The sequence below is a fragment of the Streptomyces sp. GbtcB7 genome, assembly GCF_019091445.1.
GTDB classification, from domain to species: domain Bacteria; phylum Actinomycetota; class Actinomycetes; order Streptomycetales; family Streptomycetaceae; genus Streptomyces; species Streptomyces mirabilis.
On record NZ_JAGXJM010000019.1, the window covers coordinates 64,820 to 81,413 of the forward strand.

The 16,594-nt window shown below is 71.6% G+C and carries 14 protein-coding genes; 8 read left to right on the forward strand and 6 right to left on the reverse strand.

Translation table 11 applies throughout. From position 1 onward, the window contains the following. Position 1: 1 nt before the first annotated feature. Entirely contained in the window at positions 2-1,477 is a 1,476-nt protein-coding gene (locus tag KVT44_RS28865) for a S1C family serine protease (RefSeq protein WP_099921770.1), read from the reverse strand. A 267-nt stretch (positions 1,478-1,744) separates the two neighbouring features. On the opposite strand from KVT44_RS28865, the gene KVT44_RS28870 reads away from it, so the two are divergent. From KVT44_RS28870 to KVT44_RS28880, 3 genes are all read left to right on the forward strand, one after another. Then, positions 1,745-2,554, forward strand: coding sequence for a glycerophosphodiester phosphodiesterase (locus KVT44_RS28870; RefSeq protein WP_190174492.1), 810 nt, complete (start codon positions 1,745-1,747; stop codon positions 2,552-2,554). A 137-nt stretch (positions 2,555-2,691) separates the two neighbouring features. After that, on the forward strand, positions 2,692-3,330 hold the full coding sequence (locus KVT44_RS28875; RefSeq protein WP_190174491.1) for an ATP-binding protein: 639 nt from the start codon (positions 2,692-2,694) through the stop codon (positions 3,328-3,330). Between the two features lie 188 nt (positions 3,331-3,518). Continuing rightward, entirely contained in the window at positions 3,519-4,484 is a 966-nt protein-coding gene (locus tag KVT44_RS28880) for a DUF5926 family protein (RefSeq protein WP_217569758.1), read from the forward strand. A 263-nt stretch (positions 4,485-4,747) separates the two neighbouring features. Here the strand turns inward: KVT44_RS28880 and KVT44_RS28885 are convergent, their stop codons facing one another. Both KVT44_RS28885 and KVT44_RS28890 read right to left on the reverse strand, forming a co-directional pair. Then, a complete protein-coding gene (locus KVT44_RS28885) occupies positions 4,748-5,344 on the reverse strand; it encodes a hypothetical protein (RefSeq protein WP_308314139.1) in 597 nt (198 codons plus the stop codon). 130 nt (positions 5,345-5,474) lie between these two features. Continuing rightward, positions 5,475-6,140, reverse strand: coding sequence for a bifunctional DNA primase/polymerase (locus KVT44_RS28890; protein ID WP_075031436.1), 666 nt, complete (start codon positions 6,138-6,140; stop codon positions 5,475-5,477). A gap of 481 nt (positions 6,141-6,621) precedes the next feature. Between KVT44_RS28890 and KVT44_RS28895 the strand changes: the two genes are divergently transcribed. The 4 genes from KVT44_RS28895 to KVT44_RS28910 all read left to right on the forward strand — a co-directional run bounded on the left by KVT44_RS28895 (position 6,622) and on the right by KVT44_RS28910 (position 12,826). Continuing rightward, positions 6,622-8,145, forward strand: coding sequence for a PP2C family protein-serine/threonine phosphatase (locus tag KVT44_RS28895; protein ID WP_217569876.1), 1,524 nt, complete (start codon positions 6,622-6,624; stop codon positions 8,143-8,145). 246 nt (positions 8,146-8,391) lie between these two features. Continuing rightward, positions 8,392-9,858, forward strand: a complete 1,467-nt coding sequence (locus tag KVT44_RS28900; protein ID WP_217569878.1) for an aminopeptidase P family protein — start codon at positions 8,392-8,394, stop codon at positions 9,856-9,858. 153 nt (positions 9,859-10,011) lie between these two features. Beyond that, positions 10,012-11,451: a PLP-dependent aminotransferase family protein gene (locus tag KVT44_RS28905; protein ID WP_217569760.1), complete on the forward strand. Its 1,440-nt coding sequence runs from the start codon at positions 10,012-10,014 to the stop codon at positions 11,449-11,451. A 46-nt stretch (positions 11,452-11,497) separates the two neighbouring features. After that, a complete protein-coding gene (locus KVT44_RS28910) occupies positions 11,498-12,826 on the forward strand; it encodes an MFS transporter (RefSeq protein WP_217569762.1) in 1,329 nt (442 codons plus the stop codon). Here KVT44_RS28910 and KVT44_RS28915 read toward each other — a convergent pair. The 3 genes from KVT44_RS28915 to KVT44_RS28925 all read right to left on the reverse strand — a co-directional run bounded on the left by KVT44_RS28915 (position 12,798) and on the right by KVT44_RS28925 (position 15,903). Then, positions 12,798-13,640: a triphosphoribosyl-dephospho-CoA synthase gene (locus tag KVT44_RS28915; protein ID WP_217569764.1), complete on the reverse strand. Its 843-nt coding sequence runs from the start codon at positions 13,638-13,640 to the stop codon at positions 12,798-12,800. The genes KVT44_RS28910 and KVT44_RS28915 overlap by 29 nt on opposite strands. 9 nt (positions 13,641-13,649) lie before the next feature. Next, positions 13,650-14,612: an intradiol ring-cleavage dioxygenase gene (locus tag KVT44_RS28920; protein ID WP_254650008.1), complete on the reverse strand. Its 963-nt coding sequence runs from the start codon at positions 14,610-14,612 to the stop codon at positions 13,650-13,652. A gap of 127 nt (positions 14,613-14,739) precedes the next feature. Continuing rightward, the gene (locus KVT44_RS28925; protein ID WP_217569768.1) at positions 14,740-15,903 is read right to left on the reverse strand and encodes a sensor domain-containing protein; all 1,164 of its coding nucleotides are present in this window, start codon (positions 15,901-15,903) and stop codon (positions 14,740-14,742) included. 178 nt (positions 15,904-16,081) lie between these two features. On the opposite strand from KVT44_RS28925, the gene KVT44_RS28930 reads away from it, so the two are divergent. Then, positions 16,082-16,528: a hypothetical protein gene (locus KVT44_RS28930; RefSeq protein ID WP_217569887.1), complete on the forward strand. Its 447-nt coding sequence runs from the start codon at positions 16,082-16,084 to the stop codon at positions 16,526-16,528. Positions 16,529-16,594: the final 66 nt, after the last annotated feature.

Genomic DNA, 16,594 nt, shown 5'->3' on the forward strand with positions numbered 1-16,594 from the left:
GTCAGCTGTCGCCGTCGCGCTGTCCGAGGGTGACCTCGGCCGTGTGGGTCTTTCCGTCGCGCGTGTACGTGAGCTTCACGACGTCGCCGGGCTGGTGGGTCCAGATCTCGCCGATGAGGGTCGGGCCGCTGTCGATCACCTGGTCGTCGAGCTTGGTGATGACGTCGCCGGGCTTCAGACCGGCCTTGTCGGCGGGGCCGCCGGAGGTGACCGCCGCGGAGCCGCTCGCGCCCTGCTCGGTGATCTTCGCGCCGCCGGTGCCGTCCTCGAGGGAGACCGAGGCGCCGATCACCGGGTAGACCGGCTTGCCGGTCTTGATCAGCTGCTGGGCGACGTGCTTGGCCTGGTTGATCGGGATCGCGAAGCCGAGGCCGATGGAGCCGGACTGGCTGGTGCCGCCCAGACCGCCGCTGCTCGAGGACTGGATCGCCGAGTTGATGCCGATGACCGCGCCCTGGGCGTCCAGGAGAGGGCCACCGGAGTTGCCCGGGTTGATCGAGGCGTCCGTCTGCAGGGCGCTCATGTAGGAGGCCTTGCTGCTGGCACTGCCGTCGCTGGAGGCCACGGGGCGGTTCTTGGCGCTGATGATGCCCGTGGTCACCGTGTTCGAGAGGCCGAAGGGCGCGCCGATCGCGATCGTGGAGTCGCCGACCGCCACCGCGTCGGAGTCACCCAGGGTGAGCGGCTTCAGGTCCGACGGCGCGTTCTTGAGCTTGATGACCGCGACGTCGTAGCCCTGCGCGTGGCCGACGACCTCGGCGTCGTACTTCTTGCCGTTGGGGAAGGTCGCGGTGAGCTTGCCGCCGTCGACCGCGTCCGCCACGACGTGGTTGTTGGTGAGGATGTGGCCCTGGGTGTCGAAGACGAACCCGGTGCCGGTGCCGCCCGAACCGCTGCTGCTCTCGGCCTCGATGGTGACGGTGCTCGGCAGCGCCTTGGCGGCCACGTTCGCGACCGTGCCCGAGGCCCGCTTCACGTCACCACTGCCGCTCGGCGCGGAGACGGTCGTCGAGTCGGTGGAGTTGTCGTTGTTCTTGGCCAGCGAGTAGCCGATGCCGCCGCCGACGCCGCCCGCGACCAGCGCGGCCACCAGGATCGCCGCGACCAGGCCGCCGCGCCCGTTCTTGGGCTTCGGCGCGGGCTGCTCGTAGGAGGAGCCCCAGCCGCCCGCTCCCGAGCCGCCACCGTCCGCGTACGAGGGAACGGCGGGCGGCGGGGGCGGCCAGCCCGCCTCGGCGGCGGAGACCGGCGCTCCGGGGGCGTGCCCGTGCGCCTCAGGAGCCCCGGCGCCCATCGACGCGTACGCCGGTGTCTGCTCCGGTGCGCCGGGGGCGCTCGGAGGCACCGCCGGGAGCTGGGCGGTCGGCGCGCCCCCTTCGGGCGCAGCGCTCTGCGCGGAAGCAGCGGGAGTTTCCACCGGCACAGGAGGTGCGGACGGGGCCGGGGGTACTGCAGTGCCCTCGTTCTCGGTGCTCACAGCTCTTCTCCTCGGTCCACGGCTGTTGTTCTCGGTCGCACTCGGTCACGCTCACTCACGCTTGTCAGACGGTCCGGCGCGATGCAGCTGTGCTGGTGTGCATGTGCTTTTTGTACGCCGTCAGCTTTTCCCACGGGACGTCAGAGCACCATAAGCGGTGGCTGTGGGTCCAGGACCATCCTTTATATCGGGCTTTTTATACTAAAAAGAAACATTCCTGGTGTCTCAGCCCCCACGTCGGCCCTGCGACGGTGGCACCATGACGCGGTGACCCACGCACGACAGCACCCGATTCAGGTCGTCGCCCACCGCGGGGCCTCCGAAGAGGCTCCCGAGCACACCCTGGCCGCGTACAAGAAGGCGATCGAGGACGGTGCGGACGCCCTCGAGTGCGATGTACGGCTGACCGCGGACGGACATCTCGTCTGTGTACACGACCGCCGCGTCAACCGTACGTCCAACGGCCGCGGAGCCGTCTCCGCCCTGGAGCTCGCCGAGCTCGCCGCCCTGGACTTCGGCTCCTGGAAGAACCGCGACGAGTCCCCCGACTGGGAGTACGGCCCCGGGGACCCGCAGGACACCTCCGTGCTCACCCTGGAGCGACTGCTCGAACTCGTCGCCGACGCGGGCCGCCGCGTGGAGCTGGCCATCGAGACCAAGCACCCCACGCGTTGGGCGGGCCAGGTCGAGGACCGGCTGCTGCTCCTCCTGAAGCGCTTCGGCCTGGACGCCCCGGCGAGCGCCGCCACCTCCCCGGTGCGCGTCATGAGCTTCTCGGCGCGCTCCCTGCACCGCGTCCGGTCCGCGTCCCCGACGCTGCCGACGGTCTATCTTCTGCAGTTCATCTCGCCCCGGCTGCGCGACGGACGACTGCCGGTCGGTGTCCGGATCGCAGGCCCCTCGATGCGGATCGTACGCAGTCACCCCGGATACATCGAACGGCTGAAAAGAGCCGGTCATCAGGTCCACGTCTGGACGGTGAACGAACCCGAGGACGTCGATCTCTGCGTTGAACTGGGCATCGACGCCATCATCACCAACCGCCCACGCGCGGTGCTGCACCAACTCGGCCGCTGACCTCGCGGCCCATCGTCCGGAAACCACCGCTCGAGGTGCCGACGACGGCCGTCGAACCACGTCAACCACCGCCGAAATCCAGCCACTCGGTTACAGGGAGTGCACCGGCGCGTTCGTTCCGTATTCGATCGTTACGAGTGCGTCAGCAGACGTGGATTGGCCGGTTTCCGGTTCAGTCCAGAGGGGCATCCACACCGTGGCGTGGGGCAAAGGAGGTCTCGGGGGTGGCGTTGGTGGTGGCACAGGAGGTGCCCACGTCGTCGAGCATGGCCGTTCCCCATGGCCCTGCGGGCGTGGGGAAAGCAAGACATCGGATGCGCGATCAACTGCGCACCGGTGGAGTGACGGAATCGGTCATCGACGACGCCGTACTGATCCTTTCCGAACTTTTGAGCAATGCGTGCCGGCACGGCAGGCCCCTCGGCGACGCCCTCGTCGGGGACGGCGACGTCCGGGCCGCGTGGCGCGTCGACGCTTCCGGGAGGCTCACCGTCGAGGTGACGGACGGCGGTGGTCCGACCCGCCCGGTTCCCGCCACGCCCTCGGTCACCGCACACGGCGGCCGCGGGCTGAACATCATCACGGCGCTGGCCAAGGACTGGGGCGTACGGGACGACACCCGCGGAGAGGTCACCGTGTGGGTCGTCGTCCAGGACGACGTGACGGACACGGCCGCCGCGCGTCGGCGTGACGACTTCGCTACGCGCGTCGCGTCACCGGGTGTGACGGGACTGCCCGGGCTGGACTTCACGGACGCCTTCGACGACTTGGACTGACCAGGACGGGACGGGACGCGGCGGAGCGGGGCGCGACGGGACGGGGCGGAAACCGCGGGCGGAAGCCCCGGACGGAAGGTCCGGTTCCGTGACGACTCGGTGCGTTGTCCACAGGGTCCCGTCGGCTGACGTACGAGCGGCTAGGCTCGCGCCAGTACGAGACGAGCCGTGATCGGGAGACACCCACGATGGCCAAGAAGCGACCCCAGACGAAGGCCAAGCAGCCTCAGCTCAAGGACGGGGAGATCCCGGTAGTCGGCGCTCGCGAGCCCTGCCCCTGCGGCAGCGGCCGCCGCTACAAGGCCTGCCACGGCCGGGCGGCCGCACACGCGGTGACGGAGCTGGTCCAGCGCCCCTTCGAGGGCCTGCCGAGCGAGGGCGACTGGGTCGCGCTGCGCGAGCTGGTGCCCGCCGCCACGGTCGAGCTGAAGCTCAAGGAGAGCCTGCCCGAGGGAGTTCCCTCGGTGACGCTCGCCACCGTCCTGCCGATGGCCTGGCCCGCGCTGCGCCGCGACGACGGCTCGGTCCTGATCGGCCTGCAGAACGACACGGCGTCCGGCGACATCAGCCGCGACCTCGCCGACACCCTCCAGCGCGCGCTCACGGCCCAGCCCGGCACCCCGATCCAGGGCCGCCGCGCCCCGGCCGACGGCCCGCGACTGCAGGAACTGCTCGACCCCGAAGGCGCGTTCGAGCCAGTTGTGCACTCGGGCTTCGAGTTCTGGGTCCCGGACGCGGAGCACTCGACGCCGGAGGTCACCGCCTCCCTGGAGCGGGCCAACGCGGCGGCGATCCCGACCGTGAAGCTCTCCGGCGTGGACGCGGCGTACTGGTGCGAGACCCCCGACAAGAACCACCTGCGCTGGGTGATGCCGTACCCAGAGGAGCAGCTTCTGGACGCGCTCGCGCGGCTGCACGCGGCCGGTCGCTCGAGCCTCGGCGAGGGCACGCGGCTGGTCGGTTCCTTCCGTGCGCACGGGCTCATGGTGCCGGTCTGGGACCTGCCGACGGGCGTCACGGCCGACGATGTGGAAAAGCCGGCGGCCGAGTTCGCCGAGCGCCTCGCGACCGCCCTGGCCTCGGACGCACCGCTCACCCCGGACGAGCGGCGGGCACGCGGCGGCCTCACGAACCGACAGGTCACGCTCAGCTGACACACAGCTGGGGCACTGACCGACCGGTCAGCTGGTCGGCGCTTCAGGGAGCAGGTGACTCCTGTCACAACTCCCGGCGGTGACAGGTAAATCCGTGTCCGAATAGCCGAGATCGAATTTGCGAACCGCCGATCTCTTGTTACCGTTCGAGTAGCCCGGTTGCTGGTGCATCCCCCGTCGCCAGCAACCGGGTCTTTCCATGTACGGATTTTCCTGCGGCGTCAACCGCCTTGCTACGGGGCCGAGTTGCTCCCCGAGGCGCGCTACGGGCCGCTGTCCGGTCCCCTTCCCGAGGTGCTCTCGGAGTCGCTCCCCGAGGCGCTCTCCGCCTCGCTTCCCGACCGCAGCAGCATCGGCCCGCTCCCGGCGCTCCTCGCGAACTCGGCGACCGCCGTGTACGCCCCCACACCCCCCGCCGTACGCCCTCTGGGCGTCTCGCACACCCCCGGGTCGTCCTCGGCGCCCACCACGCAGTTCATCTCCACGGTGCGGCCGGCGGGGCCCATGAGGCTCAGTGCGGAGCTCAGCTCGTCACCGGTCGCGTTGCGGTAGTAGGTGCGCGCCCAGGTGTCCTCCCCCTGGGTCATGACACAGGTCTGTGCCTCGACGCCGTCGGGGGAGGAGAGCTCGGGGCCGCACCGGGCGGCGGTGGCCCGGCCGAGGCCCAGAAGCCGGGGCACGGGCGCGGAAGCGGGAGGGGTCGCGGAAGCGGAACGGGGCGCGGCGGGGGCTGCCGTTCCCTTGTCGTCGATCGTCCGGGACGCGCGTAGGGCCTCGGAGCTCCCGTCACCGACGGGTCCTGCGGAGGCTACGGTCAGTGGCAGGGCGACCGTGAACACCACGAGGCCCGCCAGCGCCACCAGGCGAACCCTGTGGAAGTCCGGCCCGGCACGTAGAGACGATGGGGCTCTGTGTCCCCCGGAATGACGCTGCATAGTGCGGAACATAACGAGCGTGGGTGGGCGCGCGGCTCACCGCGCGCCGGGCACCCTACAACTCGGGCGCGCTCACACCCGTACGAGTGAGCGCCTCCACCACCGCGTCCACCACGGCCTCCACATCGGGCACCCAGGGCGCGGCCGAGCCGGGCAGCGGTGCGCGCTCCCAGCGGATCTGGCCCTGGCCGGTCTCGGACGGGGGCAGCGCGATGTAGCCGCCCTCGCCGTGGAAGCGCAAGGATCCCGGCACGAAGTCCTTGGCGTAGAGGAGCTCGCCGAGCTGCTCCATGGAGTAGGGCGCGACGAGGATCGCCCAGCGCGTGGGCGCCGCGACGACCGGGCCGAGGCGCATGCCCGTGCGGTCGAGCGCGTCGAGTGCGCGGGCCGCCGCGAGGGCGGGCAGGCTCACCGCGCAGGGGGCCCTGCCTCCGGTGGCCAGCACGATGGGTGCGGACGGCCGGTTGGTCCACCACCAGCGCACCATGCGCTCGTCGGTGGTGGCCGCGAGGAGGCCGGGGTCGAAGGGGTGGGCACCGGGCACCGTGCACTCCGGGTCCGGGCACCCGCAGCGGGCACGCCCCTGCGGGTCCGGTGCCACACCCGGGAGTACGGGCCACTGCCAATCGGTCGCGAAGGTCAGGGCCGCGCTGAGCATCTCAGGCCTCCCGTTGTTTCGCCTGGACAGGAGCCTGCGTCGCCTTCCGAGGATCTCGCGCATGAGCGCTCGTTCCTTTCCGTTGCACGCCTGGCAACACCGTGGATCACATCACGTCATGTGTCGATCACTTCACTGTGCGTACCTGCTGGCGCATCACACCCCTGCGCACGGCAAGGGGAACCCATCTGGGCCGAGCATTGGCTGCGTCCGCGTCCATACTGCGTCTGTCTGAAGCATGGGCATGGCGTGGGGTGGCGGCGCCTGGCGTTTTGCCGTCCCGCTGTTTCTTGCCGCCTCCGCCACGGGAGGATGGGGCACGGTCGTCGGTGGTTAAGACGCCCGGGTCCGTCGCCAGGTTCCGGGCGGATCCCAACCACCCCTGGCCTTCACCGAGTACGTACCCATCACGACCGCTGTGACGCTCCGTCGAACGAGGCCAGTCGACCTCAATAACCCGTTACCCGAGTCAGTTTTAAGCCAACTTTGCTTTCCCGCAAGGGTTACCGAGGGTCTCATGGACACCAGGAATCCCAGCAGGACAATGCTGGACATCCCCTCACGAGTGCGTGTACATGTGGAGACACTGCTAGCGGCGCAGAACGACATGGGGGTTTGCGATGCTATCGAGCAATACGCACCGGTCGGAAAGCCGGACACCATGAACGCCCCTCACGTTCCGAAAGTGGCCGGAATCGATTCAACGGTTCCCGCGCCCGCACACACTGTCGCGCCGACGACCTCCGTCACGGGTTCCGCGACGGGCTCCTCTTCGGCCACCTCGTCCACCGGCCCCGGAGCCGTTCTCCAAGATCGGCTCGCCGGCTGGGTGTCCGACCTCACCACCCTCCACGAACTCACCGAGCGCCTGGTGCGCACCGCGACACTGAACGACGCGCTGCAGGAGCTGCTGCGCGCCGGAGCCGCCCTCGTGGGTGCCCGGCGCGGTCTCGTCGTCATGGAACCGGGCGACGGACTCGGCCCGGACACCACCATCGGCCTGGGCCTCGCCCGCGCCGACCTCGGCCACATCGAGACCGTCCCGCGCAGCGCCATGTCGTACGGCAGGATCCTGGACGGACTGCCCGGCGGCGAGGGCGAGATCTCCCAGCCCGACCTCCTCTCCGAGGACGGGCTCGACCCCCGCCACCGCGAGGTGGCCGCCCGGCTCGGCTACGCCGCGAGCTACGCGCTGCCCCTGTCCACCAAGGCGGCGGGCCGGCTGGGCGCCGCCGTATGGCTCTACGACGAACCCGCCGAACCGGTGGAGCGCCAGCGCCACCTCGTCGGCCTCTACGCCCGCTACGCGACCGAACACCTGGCACGGCTGCTGGAACTGGACCGCACACGCGCGTGCATGAAGACGATCTCCCAGGAGCTGCTGCCGCCGCGGCTGCCCCGGGTCTCCGGTGTCCAGCTCGCCGCCCGGCACCGCACGGGCCCGCGCGGAGGCGGCGACTGGTACGACGCGCTGCCGCTGCCCGACGCCGCGCTCGGCCTCGCGGTCGGCTCCGTCACCGGGGCCGGGCCCAGCGCGGTCGCCGCCATGGGCCGGCTGAGGGCCTCCCTGCGGGCGTACGCCGTGATGGAGGGCGAGGACCCCGTCGCCGTCCTGTCCGACCTCGAGCTGCTGCTGCGCCTGACCGAACCCGCCCGCTCCGCGACCGCCCTCTTCGCGTACTGCGAGCCCGCCCTGCGCAAGATCACGCTCGCCGGTGCCGGACACAGCCCGCCGCTGGTGATCGGCGCACGGCGCACCGAGTTCGTGGAGACCTCGCTGTCCGCGCCCCTGGGCATGCTCGCCTGCTGGGAGGCGCCCAGTGTCGAACTGACAGCCGAGCGCGGCGAGACCGTGCTGCTCTACACCGACGGCCTGCTGCACCGCACCGGCGACCCCATGGACCGCGCCTTCGCCCGGCTGCACGCGGCGGCCGCCAGCGTCCCCAGGACGCTGCGTGAGGATCCCGGCGCGCTCGCCGACCATGTTCTGCGGTCCGTGCTGCCGGACGGGCTGGACGAGGCGGACAGCGCGGAGGACGTCGTACTCCTGGCGGCGCGCTTCGAGTGAGGTCCGCACTTCGAGTCGGTCGGTCCACACTTCGAGTGCGGTCCGTACTTCGAGTGCGGTCCTGTGGGGCCGCCGCGCTGAGCTCTGCGCGTAACAGGACTTCCGGCCCTGGGCCCGCTCCTGTACGACCGTACGATGATGGGTGTCCCCCTGCTCGAGCACAGCGGAGAGCTGGGGGGAAGGTCCAGAGTCGTATCTAGGAGGCAGACCGTGTCGGAGGCGCTCAACCCGGAGACCCCGGAAGCCGTGCTCGACGATGCCGCTGACGAAGCGGGCGAAGAAGAGCCGATCAAGCAGCGCAAGAACGGCCTGTACCCGGGCGTGTCCGACGAGCTCGCCGAGAACATGAAGTCCGGATGGGCCGACACCGAGCTGCGCGGCCTCACGCCGATCACGCAGGCCGAGTACACCGCCACCCGCCGCGCCGCGCTCTCCGCGCGCTTCCCGGGCGAGCGGCTGGTGATCCCGGCGGGCAACCTGAAGACGCGCTCGAACGACACGGAGTACCCCTTCCGCGCCTCGGTCGAGTACGCGTACCTCACCGGCAACCTGACCGAGGACGGCGTCCTGGTCCTGGAGCCCACCGTCTCCCCGAACGGGAACGGCGGCCACAAGGCGACGATCTACCTGCTGCCGCGCTCCGACCGCGAGAACGGCGAGTTCTGGCTGTCCGGGCAGGGCGAGCTGTGGGTCGGCCGTCGTCACTCCCTCACCGAGGCCGAACAGCTGTACGGCATCCCCGCCTCCGACGTGCGGGAGCTGGCCGGCAAGCTGCGTGAGGCCACCGGCCCGGTCCGGGTCGTGCGCGGCTACGACGCCGGCATCGAGGCGGCCCTGACCGACAAGGTCACCGCCGAGCGCGACGAGGAGCTGCGGGTCTTCCTCTCCGAGGCGCGGCTGATCAAGGACGACTTCGAGGCCGGCGAGCTGCAGAAGGCCGTCGACTCGACGGTGCGCGGCTTCGAGGACGTCGTGAAGGTCCTGGACAAGGCCGAGGCGACCAGCGAGCGCTACATCGAGGGCACCTTCTTCCTGCGCGCCCGGGTCGAGGGCAACGACATCGGCTACGGCTCGATCTGTGCCGCCGGCCCGCACGCCTGCACGCTGCACTGGGTGCGCAACGACGGGCCCGTGCGCTCCGGAGACCTGCTGTTGCTCGACGCGGGCGTGGAGACACACACGCTCTACACCGCCGACGTCACGCGCACGCTGCCGGTCAACGGCCGCTACAGCGAGATTCAGAAGAAGATCTACGACGCCGTGTACGAGGCCCAGGAGGCCGGTATCGCGGCCGTGCAGCCCGGTGCCAAGTACCGCGACTTCCACGACGCCGCGCAGCGCGTGCTGGCCGAGAAGCTCGTCGAGTGGGGTCTGGTCGAGGGCCCGGTCGAGCGTGTCCTGGAGCTGGGTCTGCAGCGCCGCTGGACCCTGCACGGCACCGGCCACATGCTCGGCATGGACGTCCACGACTGCGCCGCGGCGCGGACCGAAACGTACGTGGACAGCACGCTGGAGCCGGGCATGTGCCTGACGGTCGAGCCGGGCCTGTACTTCCAGGCGGACGACCTGACCGTCCCCGAGGAGTACCGGGGTATCGGCGTGCGCATCGAGGACGACATCCTGGTGACCGAGGACGGCAACCGGAACCTGTCGGCGGGGCTGCCGCGTCGCTCCGACGAGGTCGAGGCGTGGATGGCGGCTCTGAAGGGCTGACGTAGGACTGACGACGTAGGGCTGATGGCCGGGTACGAGAAGTGCCCGGCCATTCGTCTGCGGGTAGGTCGTGGCTGGTCGCGCCCACGCGGCGGAGCCGCATGGTGTCACGGCCCCGCGCCCCTTTGGGCGCGGGAACTCACGGGGGGATGAGTGGGCGACGACTTCTGGTCCGGTGTCGGGGTGGATCTGCATCTGGAGCCGGACGTGGCCGCGGGACGCAGGACCGGGCTCGAACGGGCTCTGCGGGACGCGGTGCGCGACGGCCGGCTCGCTCCGGGCACACGGTTGCCCCCGACCCGGCGGCTCGCGGCCGAACTCGGCATCTCGCGCGGGACGGCCAAGGGGGCGTACGACCAACTGGTCGCCGAGGGGTATCTGACGGCCCGGCAGGGGTCGGGCACCGAGGTCGCGGTACTTCCCGCGGACGCCGTGTCGGAGGCCGTCGGGGCTCCCCGCGCGCGTGCGCCCCGTTTCGATCTGCGGCCGGGCAGCCCGGACGTCGGTACGTTCCCGGCGGCGGCGTGGCTGCGGGCGCTGCGCCGCGCGATCGCGACGGCGCCCTCCCTGGCGTACGACTACGGGGACCCGCGCGGCCGGATCGAACTGCGGACGGCGCTCTCGGGCTACCTGGGACGGGCCCGGGGCGTGATCGCGCCGCCCGAGCGGATCGTGATCACCTCGGGATACGTGCAGGGGCTCGCGCTCCTCACGCGTGTGCTGGACGGCGGGGTGGTCGCGATGGAGGACCCCGGGCTGCCGTTCCACCGGGACGTGGTGCGGCGGGGCGGAGGCACGGTGGTGCCGCTGAAGGTGGACGAACGAGGCGCCTGTGCGGGGGAGTTGGCTTCCTCACCGGCGGACGCGGTCGTCGTCACGCCCGCCCATCAGTACCCGACCGGGGTGACCCTGCACCCCGAGCGGCGGCGGGCGCTCACCGACTGGGCACGCGCGCGCGGCGGGCTGATCGTCGAGGACGACTACGACGGCGAGTTCCGCTACGACCGGCAACCCGTCGGCGCCCTCCAGGGCATGGCACCGGGGCAGGTCGCCTACCTGGGTACGGCGTCCAAGACGCTCGGGCCCGCGCTGCGGCTCGGCTGGATGGTGCTGCCGCCGCACCTGGTCGACGCGGTGGCCGACGTGAAGCTGCACAGCGACCATCACACCGAGTCCATCGGCCAGTTGGCGCTGGCCGAGATGATCACCAGCCACGCGTACGACCGTCACGTGCGCGCCTGCCGACTGCGGTACCGGCGACGCCGGGACCAGCTGCTCGACCGGCTGGGGGCGCGCAGGAGCGTACGCGGTATCGCGGCCGGGCTGCACGCACTGGTGGACGTGGCGGACGAGGCGGAGGTGCTGGCGCGGGCGGAGGAGGAGGGGCTCGCGGTCGGGCATCTCGGCGAGCACTGGCACGAGCGCGGCGAGGGGCGTCCTCAGGGCTTGGTCGTGGGCTACGGGACTCCCCGGGAGCGGATCTATCCGGAAGCACTGGAGGCGTTGGGGCGGGTGCTGGACGGGAGCCAGGGGGTGTCGGGCGGTTGTCGGCGGGTGTCGGACGGGAGCCAATTGGATCGCAAAAAGGCGTGAGGATTGGGCCTGTTGACAGGTCCACCGGGCCCGTAACGTCGAAGTCATGACGAATCCGGCAGCATCCGCGCAGTCGAGCCGCCTCGTCCCGCCCGCGGGACCGCAACGCGTCCTGGCCCTCGCCCAGCTGACCAACTCCGTGGGGGACGGCGCCTATTACGTGACCTCCGCGCTGTACTTCACGCATGTCGTGGGGCTGGCCCCCGCGCGCGTGGGGCTCGGGCTGACCGTCGCCTGGGCGGTCGGCTCTCTTGTGGGCGTACCGCTGGGGCGGCTCGCCGACCGGCGCGGGCCGCGTGGCACGGCGGTGCTGCTGGCCCTCGCGACCGGAGCGGCGGTGGCGTCCTTCCTGGTCGTCCGCGGCTTCCTGCCCTTCGTCCTCGCGGCCTGCGCGTACGCCTCCGCACAGTCGGGGCTCGGGGCGGCTCGGCAGGCGCTGCTCGCCGGGCTGATACCGGCCGGGGAGCGGACCGGGCTGCTCGCCCATCTTCAGTCGACCCTCAACGCCGGTCTGGCGGTGGGGGCGGGCCTCGGCGGGCTCGCACTGCACGCCGGAACACGGGACGCGTATCTCGGGGTGTTCGCGCTGGACGCGGTGAGCTTCCTGCTCTGCGCGGGTGTGCTGCTGCGGCTGCCGTCCGTGCCGCGCGTGACCGTACGGCGCGGTCACGGGGCCGGTGTCCTGCGCGACCGCCCGTACGTGCTCGTCACGTTCCTCAACACCGTGCTGCTGCTGCGGATGCCGCTGCTCAGCCTGGGCATCCCGCTGTGGATCACCGAGCGCACCCAGGCGCCCGCCTGGCTGGTCTCCGCGCTGTTCGTCCTCAACACCGGTGCGGTGATGGTCTTCCAGGTGCGGATGGCGCGCGGTGTCACGGGCCTCGCCTCGGCCACGCGCGCGATACGCCGTTCCGGGCTCGTGATGCTGGTGTCCTGCGCGGTCTTCGCGCTGTCGGCCGGTGCCTCGCCGTGGGTCGCGGCCGGGGCCCTGGTGGCGGGCGCGGTGCTCCAGGTCGTCGCCGAGATGCAGCAGTCGGCGGGTTCCTGGCAGGTGGGCTTCGACCTCGCCCCGGCCGACCGCATGGGCGAGTACCAGGGCTTCTTCGGCACGGGCGTCACGGTGGCGCGCACCGCGGGCCCCCTGGTCCTGACCGCGCTGCTGGTGGGCTGGGGTACCCCGGGATGGCTGCTGCTGGGGGGACTGATGCTGGGGGCGTCGTACGGGATGGGCCCGGCCGTGCGGTGGGCCGCCACGCGCGAGGTGACAGCCCACCGCCGGTACCGGGACCGGGATCAGGACCGGAACCAGGACCGGGACGGGAATCAGAACCAGGACCAGGACCGGGTCAAGCAGCGACCCGTACCGGTGAACTGACCACCACCGGAAGCGAGTCCACGAACAGGGCGCCCGCGAGCAGTCCCCCCGTGCCACGGGGGCTCCACGCGCGCGTGTGGAGGTCGTCGTCAAAGGCGGCCAGAGCCGCGAGGCCGGCCTCCGTCGCCGTACCGCCCGCCTCCAGCACGCCCCGGGCACCCGCCTGGACGTGCCGGAGCCCGTGCGGGCCCGCCGTGTACAGCAACTCGGTGTCCTGGAGGGTGGACATGACGGTGAGGAGGGCGTCGAGCCGGGCGTACGGCTCGGACGCGCCGGCGGAGCGGGAGGCGGCGAGCGCGTCCAACGCCCGCCGTACGTGCGGGAATCCGGCGCGTGCCTCGCCCCGCGCCCCGGCCGCGCCGTACTTCGCGGACATGGACGACCCCCGGGAGGGCCGCCGCGGCGCCCGCCGGTCGGGGTGCGCCGCGATCAGCTTGGCGGTCGCGGCGACCTCGGAACCCTTGGCTCCTGGGTCCAGGGCCGCCGCCGCGACCAGGAAGCCCAGGACCCACAGCGCCCCGCGGTGGCCACCGCCCGCCAGCGTCACCGAGTGTTCGGTGGACCGGCCGATCGCGCCCAGTTCCGTGCGGAGTTCGGGCGTGGGCCGGCCGATGCGGCGGGCGGCGGCCGCCATGGCCGCGAGGCCGGGCATCAGCGCCTTGGCCGACCAGCGCAGGGAACACAGGTCCCGGCGGGTGGCCCGGGCGCCGAGATCGCGCGGATCGGGCAGGCCGGGCTTGGGGGTGAGCTCCAGTTGCCCTGTCAGCGCGGCCACGGCGGCCCGCGCCAGCGTCTCGTCCTCGCGGCCGCTCACGCGCGAGCCCTACGAGGACGCCGAGGCGGACGGACTGGCACTGTCGCTCGGGGCGTCGCTCGGGGCACCGCTCGGCGGCGTACCGGTCGGAGCGCCGCTCGGGGGCGTACCACCGCCACCGCTGCCCGCGCCGGTGCTCTCGGCGTCGGGGTCGATGCCCAGGATGATGGACCCCTTGAAGCCCTTGGACGGGTCCTTCTTGTGGACCGGCGTCAGGGTGAGCAGCCCGCTGGAGGTGCCGCCGCCGTCGTACACCATGTCGTCGGTGAGCTTGGTGTAGCTGCCGGTGTGCTTGGAGTACGGCTCCAGGGCCTGGACCTCGGCGGCGATGTCGTCGTCGAAGAAGAGCTGGCCGGTGAAGTTGACCTTGCCGCCCTCGTAGGTGCCGTCCGCCTTCTCGCCGCCGGTGTGCACCTTGACGTGGATGTGCGTGGTGCGGGGCGTGTACCAGCCGGGGAAGATCGTCTCGAACTTGACGACCCCGTTGGCGTTGGCGACCTGGTAGCCGCGCAGGTAGGTCTGGTCGTTCGCGGTCGAGCCGTCCTCGCTCTCGGCGGGGGCGGAGCCGCCGGGGTTGGCGGTGGTGTAGCCGGAGTAGTAGCCCCAGGCGTCGCAGTGCCAGATCTCCACGGCCGCGCCCGCGACCGGGTCGCAGGAGTCGGTGGTGTCCTGCACCGTGATGCGCAGCGTCAGCGGGACGCCGCCCTTGCCCTCGGTGATGTCCTTGCGCACCAGAGCGCCGTCCAGGTAGTACGGCCCCTCCGTGACGCTGGACATCAGCACGCACTGGCCGCTGCTGGTGGAGGTCGAGGTCGCCGAGGCGGTCGCCTCGGCGTCGGTGGCGGTGGTCGTCTCGTCGGCGAACGCCGATTGGTAGCCGGCGACCGCGAGGCCGCCCGCGGCGACCGTGCCGCCCGTCACCGCGAGCGCACGGCGCCGGGTGACCGAAGTGTCTTTGTGGCTTCTCGTCATGATCGGAAACCTAGGAAGGGCAACCGTCAGGGGCATGGGGTGAGGCTGTGAGGAGGGTAAGAATTCTGAGAAAGCTGAAGTCGACAGAAAATCGCCCTCTACAGGGAGCCCGAAAACGCCGAGGGTGTCACCACGCGTACGGCAGGTCCACCTCGATCACCGTCGGCCCCCCGACAGGGCTGGTCAGTCGCACGGCCCCGTCGAGCGCGGCGACCCGCCGTCGCATACCGAGCAGTCCCGAACCGGCCGCCTCGTCGGCGCCGCCGCGGCCCTCGTCGCGGACGACCACGCTCAGCCCCGTCGGCGTACGGGCGAGCCGGACCGCCGCCCGCTCCGACGCGCTGTGCTTGCCCGCGTTCGTCAACGCCTCGGCCAGCACGAAGTACGCGGCCGCCTCGATCGCCGCGGGGGCCCGGACCCCACTCCGCGCCCCGTCCTCCAGACCGTCCACGTCCATCGTCACGTCGAGCCCGCTGCTCGCCGCGAGCGCCCGCGCCGCCCCGACGAGCCCACGGTCGGTGAGGATCGGCGGGTGGATGCCACGGACGACGTGGCGCAGTTCGGTCAGCGCCTCTTCGGCCTGGTCCTGAGCGTCGTCGAGGAGTTTGCGGGCGGCGCCCGGGTCGCGTTCGTACGCCCGTTTGGCGATGCCGATCCGCAGGGAGAGCGACACCAGCCGCGCCTGCGTACCCTCCTGCAGGTCCCGCTCGATGCGGCGCAGTTCGGCCTCGTGCGCGGCGACCGCGCCGGCCCGGGTCTCGGTCAGTTCCTCGACCCGCTCCGCGAGCAGGGCCTTGGGTGAGGGCTTGAGCAGGGCGGTGGACCAGGCGGCGTCGAGGTCCGCGAGACGGCTGATCAGCGGCAGGACCAGCGGTGAACGGCCCAGCACACCCTGTCGTACGCCGTCGACGAGCAGGCCGGCCGGCCACAGCGGCAGCGCGAGGACGCCCAGGAAGCCGTAGGCGTAGTGGGCGACCATCCAGCGCAGGTCGTTGAGGGTGCCCGGGTCACGGACCGCCGTCCGCAGCCGCCGGCGGAGCGGGCCCTCGACGCGCTGGTACGCCTCGGGGATCTCCCGGCCCGTCCACTCGGCGACCTGGCGCCGCTTGGCGCCGGCGAAGCGGCGCACCAGGAGCACCGTCTCGGGCAGCAGTCCGGCACCGACCACCCCGAGGGTGGCGACGGCCGTGATCAGCAGCACCGTGATGAAGATGATCGAGCCGAACGCCAGTACGGCGGCCCGTCCCAATCGGACCGTGGCTCGCGTTGCCTGCCGCACTGTCGTTCCCATGCCGTCCAGGCTAGGAACGCCTGGTGCGGCTGCGCGGGAGAGCAGGCTCCAGATAGATGGTGTAGCCCGCTACACCACAGGTTCGGGAGAGCACTCACTCGTGGCGGCGAGCTTCCGACGGGATCGTTGAATCCGGAAGCTCACGCCTCTACAGACTCCCCGCCGAAGGAAAAGGTTCATGAAGTCGCTGCTCTCCTCGATCGTGCTCTGGTCGCTGTTCCTGGTCGGCCTCTCCGCCACCGTGGCCTCCGGTGCCGTACTCGACGGCTCGCAGAAGGACGTGGCCACCTACGGCGGGATCGCCCTCTCCCTCGTGGCCGGCTCCCGCATCGCCAAGAAGGACCCGATCAAGTCGTTCCTCTCCTCCCGTCCGGTGCTCTGGTTCCTGTTCCTCTTCAACGGAGTCGTCGCCGCGGCCGCCGGCTTCGCCCTCGACGGCGTGCAGGGGATCACGGCCGCCGCCGGTATGGGCCTCGTCTCGCTCGGCGCGGGCTTCGGACTCCTCCAGAGCCACGGGATGCGGAGCCGCGGGACAGAGAACCACGGGACGCGGAGCCGCGGAACGGAGAACCGCGGGACACAGGCCCTCGAAACGCAGGGCCGCAGGACGCCGACCCCGGCTTGACGCGCCTGCCGCTCCGACTGCGGCCCGACGCTCATCCCCCTCAGCCGCTGACCCGGCTCAAGCCTC

Bases quoted from the DNA above. Each gene is read 5' to 3' on its own strand.
- KVT44_RS28890 (WP_075031436.1), bottom strand. From the start codon at position 6,140: ATGCGCGAGATCCTCGGAAGGCGACGCAGGCTCCTGTCCAGGCGAAAC.
- KVT44_RS28880 (WP_217569758.1), top strand. From the start codon at position 3,519: ATGGCCAAGAAGCGACCCCAGACGAAGGCCAAGCAGCCTCAGCTCAAG.
- KVT44_RS28920 (WP_254650008.1), bottom strand. From the start codon at position 14,612: ATGACGAGAAGCCACAAAGACACTTCGGTCACCCGGCGCCGTGCGCTC.
- KVT44_RS28925 (WP_217569768.1), bottom strand. From the start codon at position 15,903: ATGGGAACGACAGTGCGGCAGGCAACGCGAGCCACGGTCCGATTGGGA.
- KVT44_RS28910 (WP_217569762.1), top strand. From the start codon at position 11,498: ATGACGAATCCGGCAGCATCCGCGCAGTCGAGCCGCCTCGTCCCGCCC.
- KVT44_RS28895 (WP_217569876.1), top strand. From the start codon at position 6,622: ATGCTGGACATCCCCTCACGAGTGCGTGTACATGTGGAGACACTGCTA.
- KVT44_RS28930 (WP_217569887.1), top strand. From the start codon at position 16,082: ATGAAGTCGCTGCTCTCCTCGATCGTGCTCTGGTCGCTGTTCCTGGTC.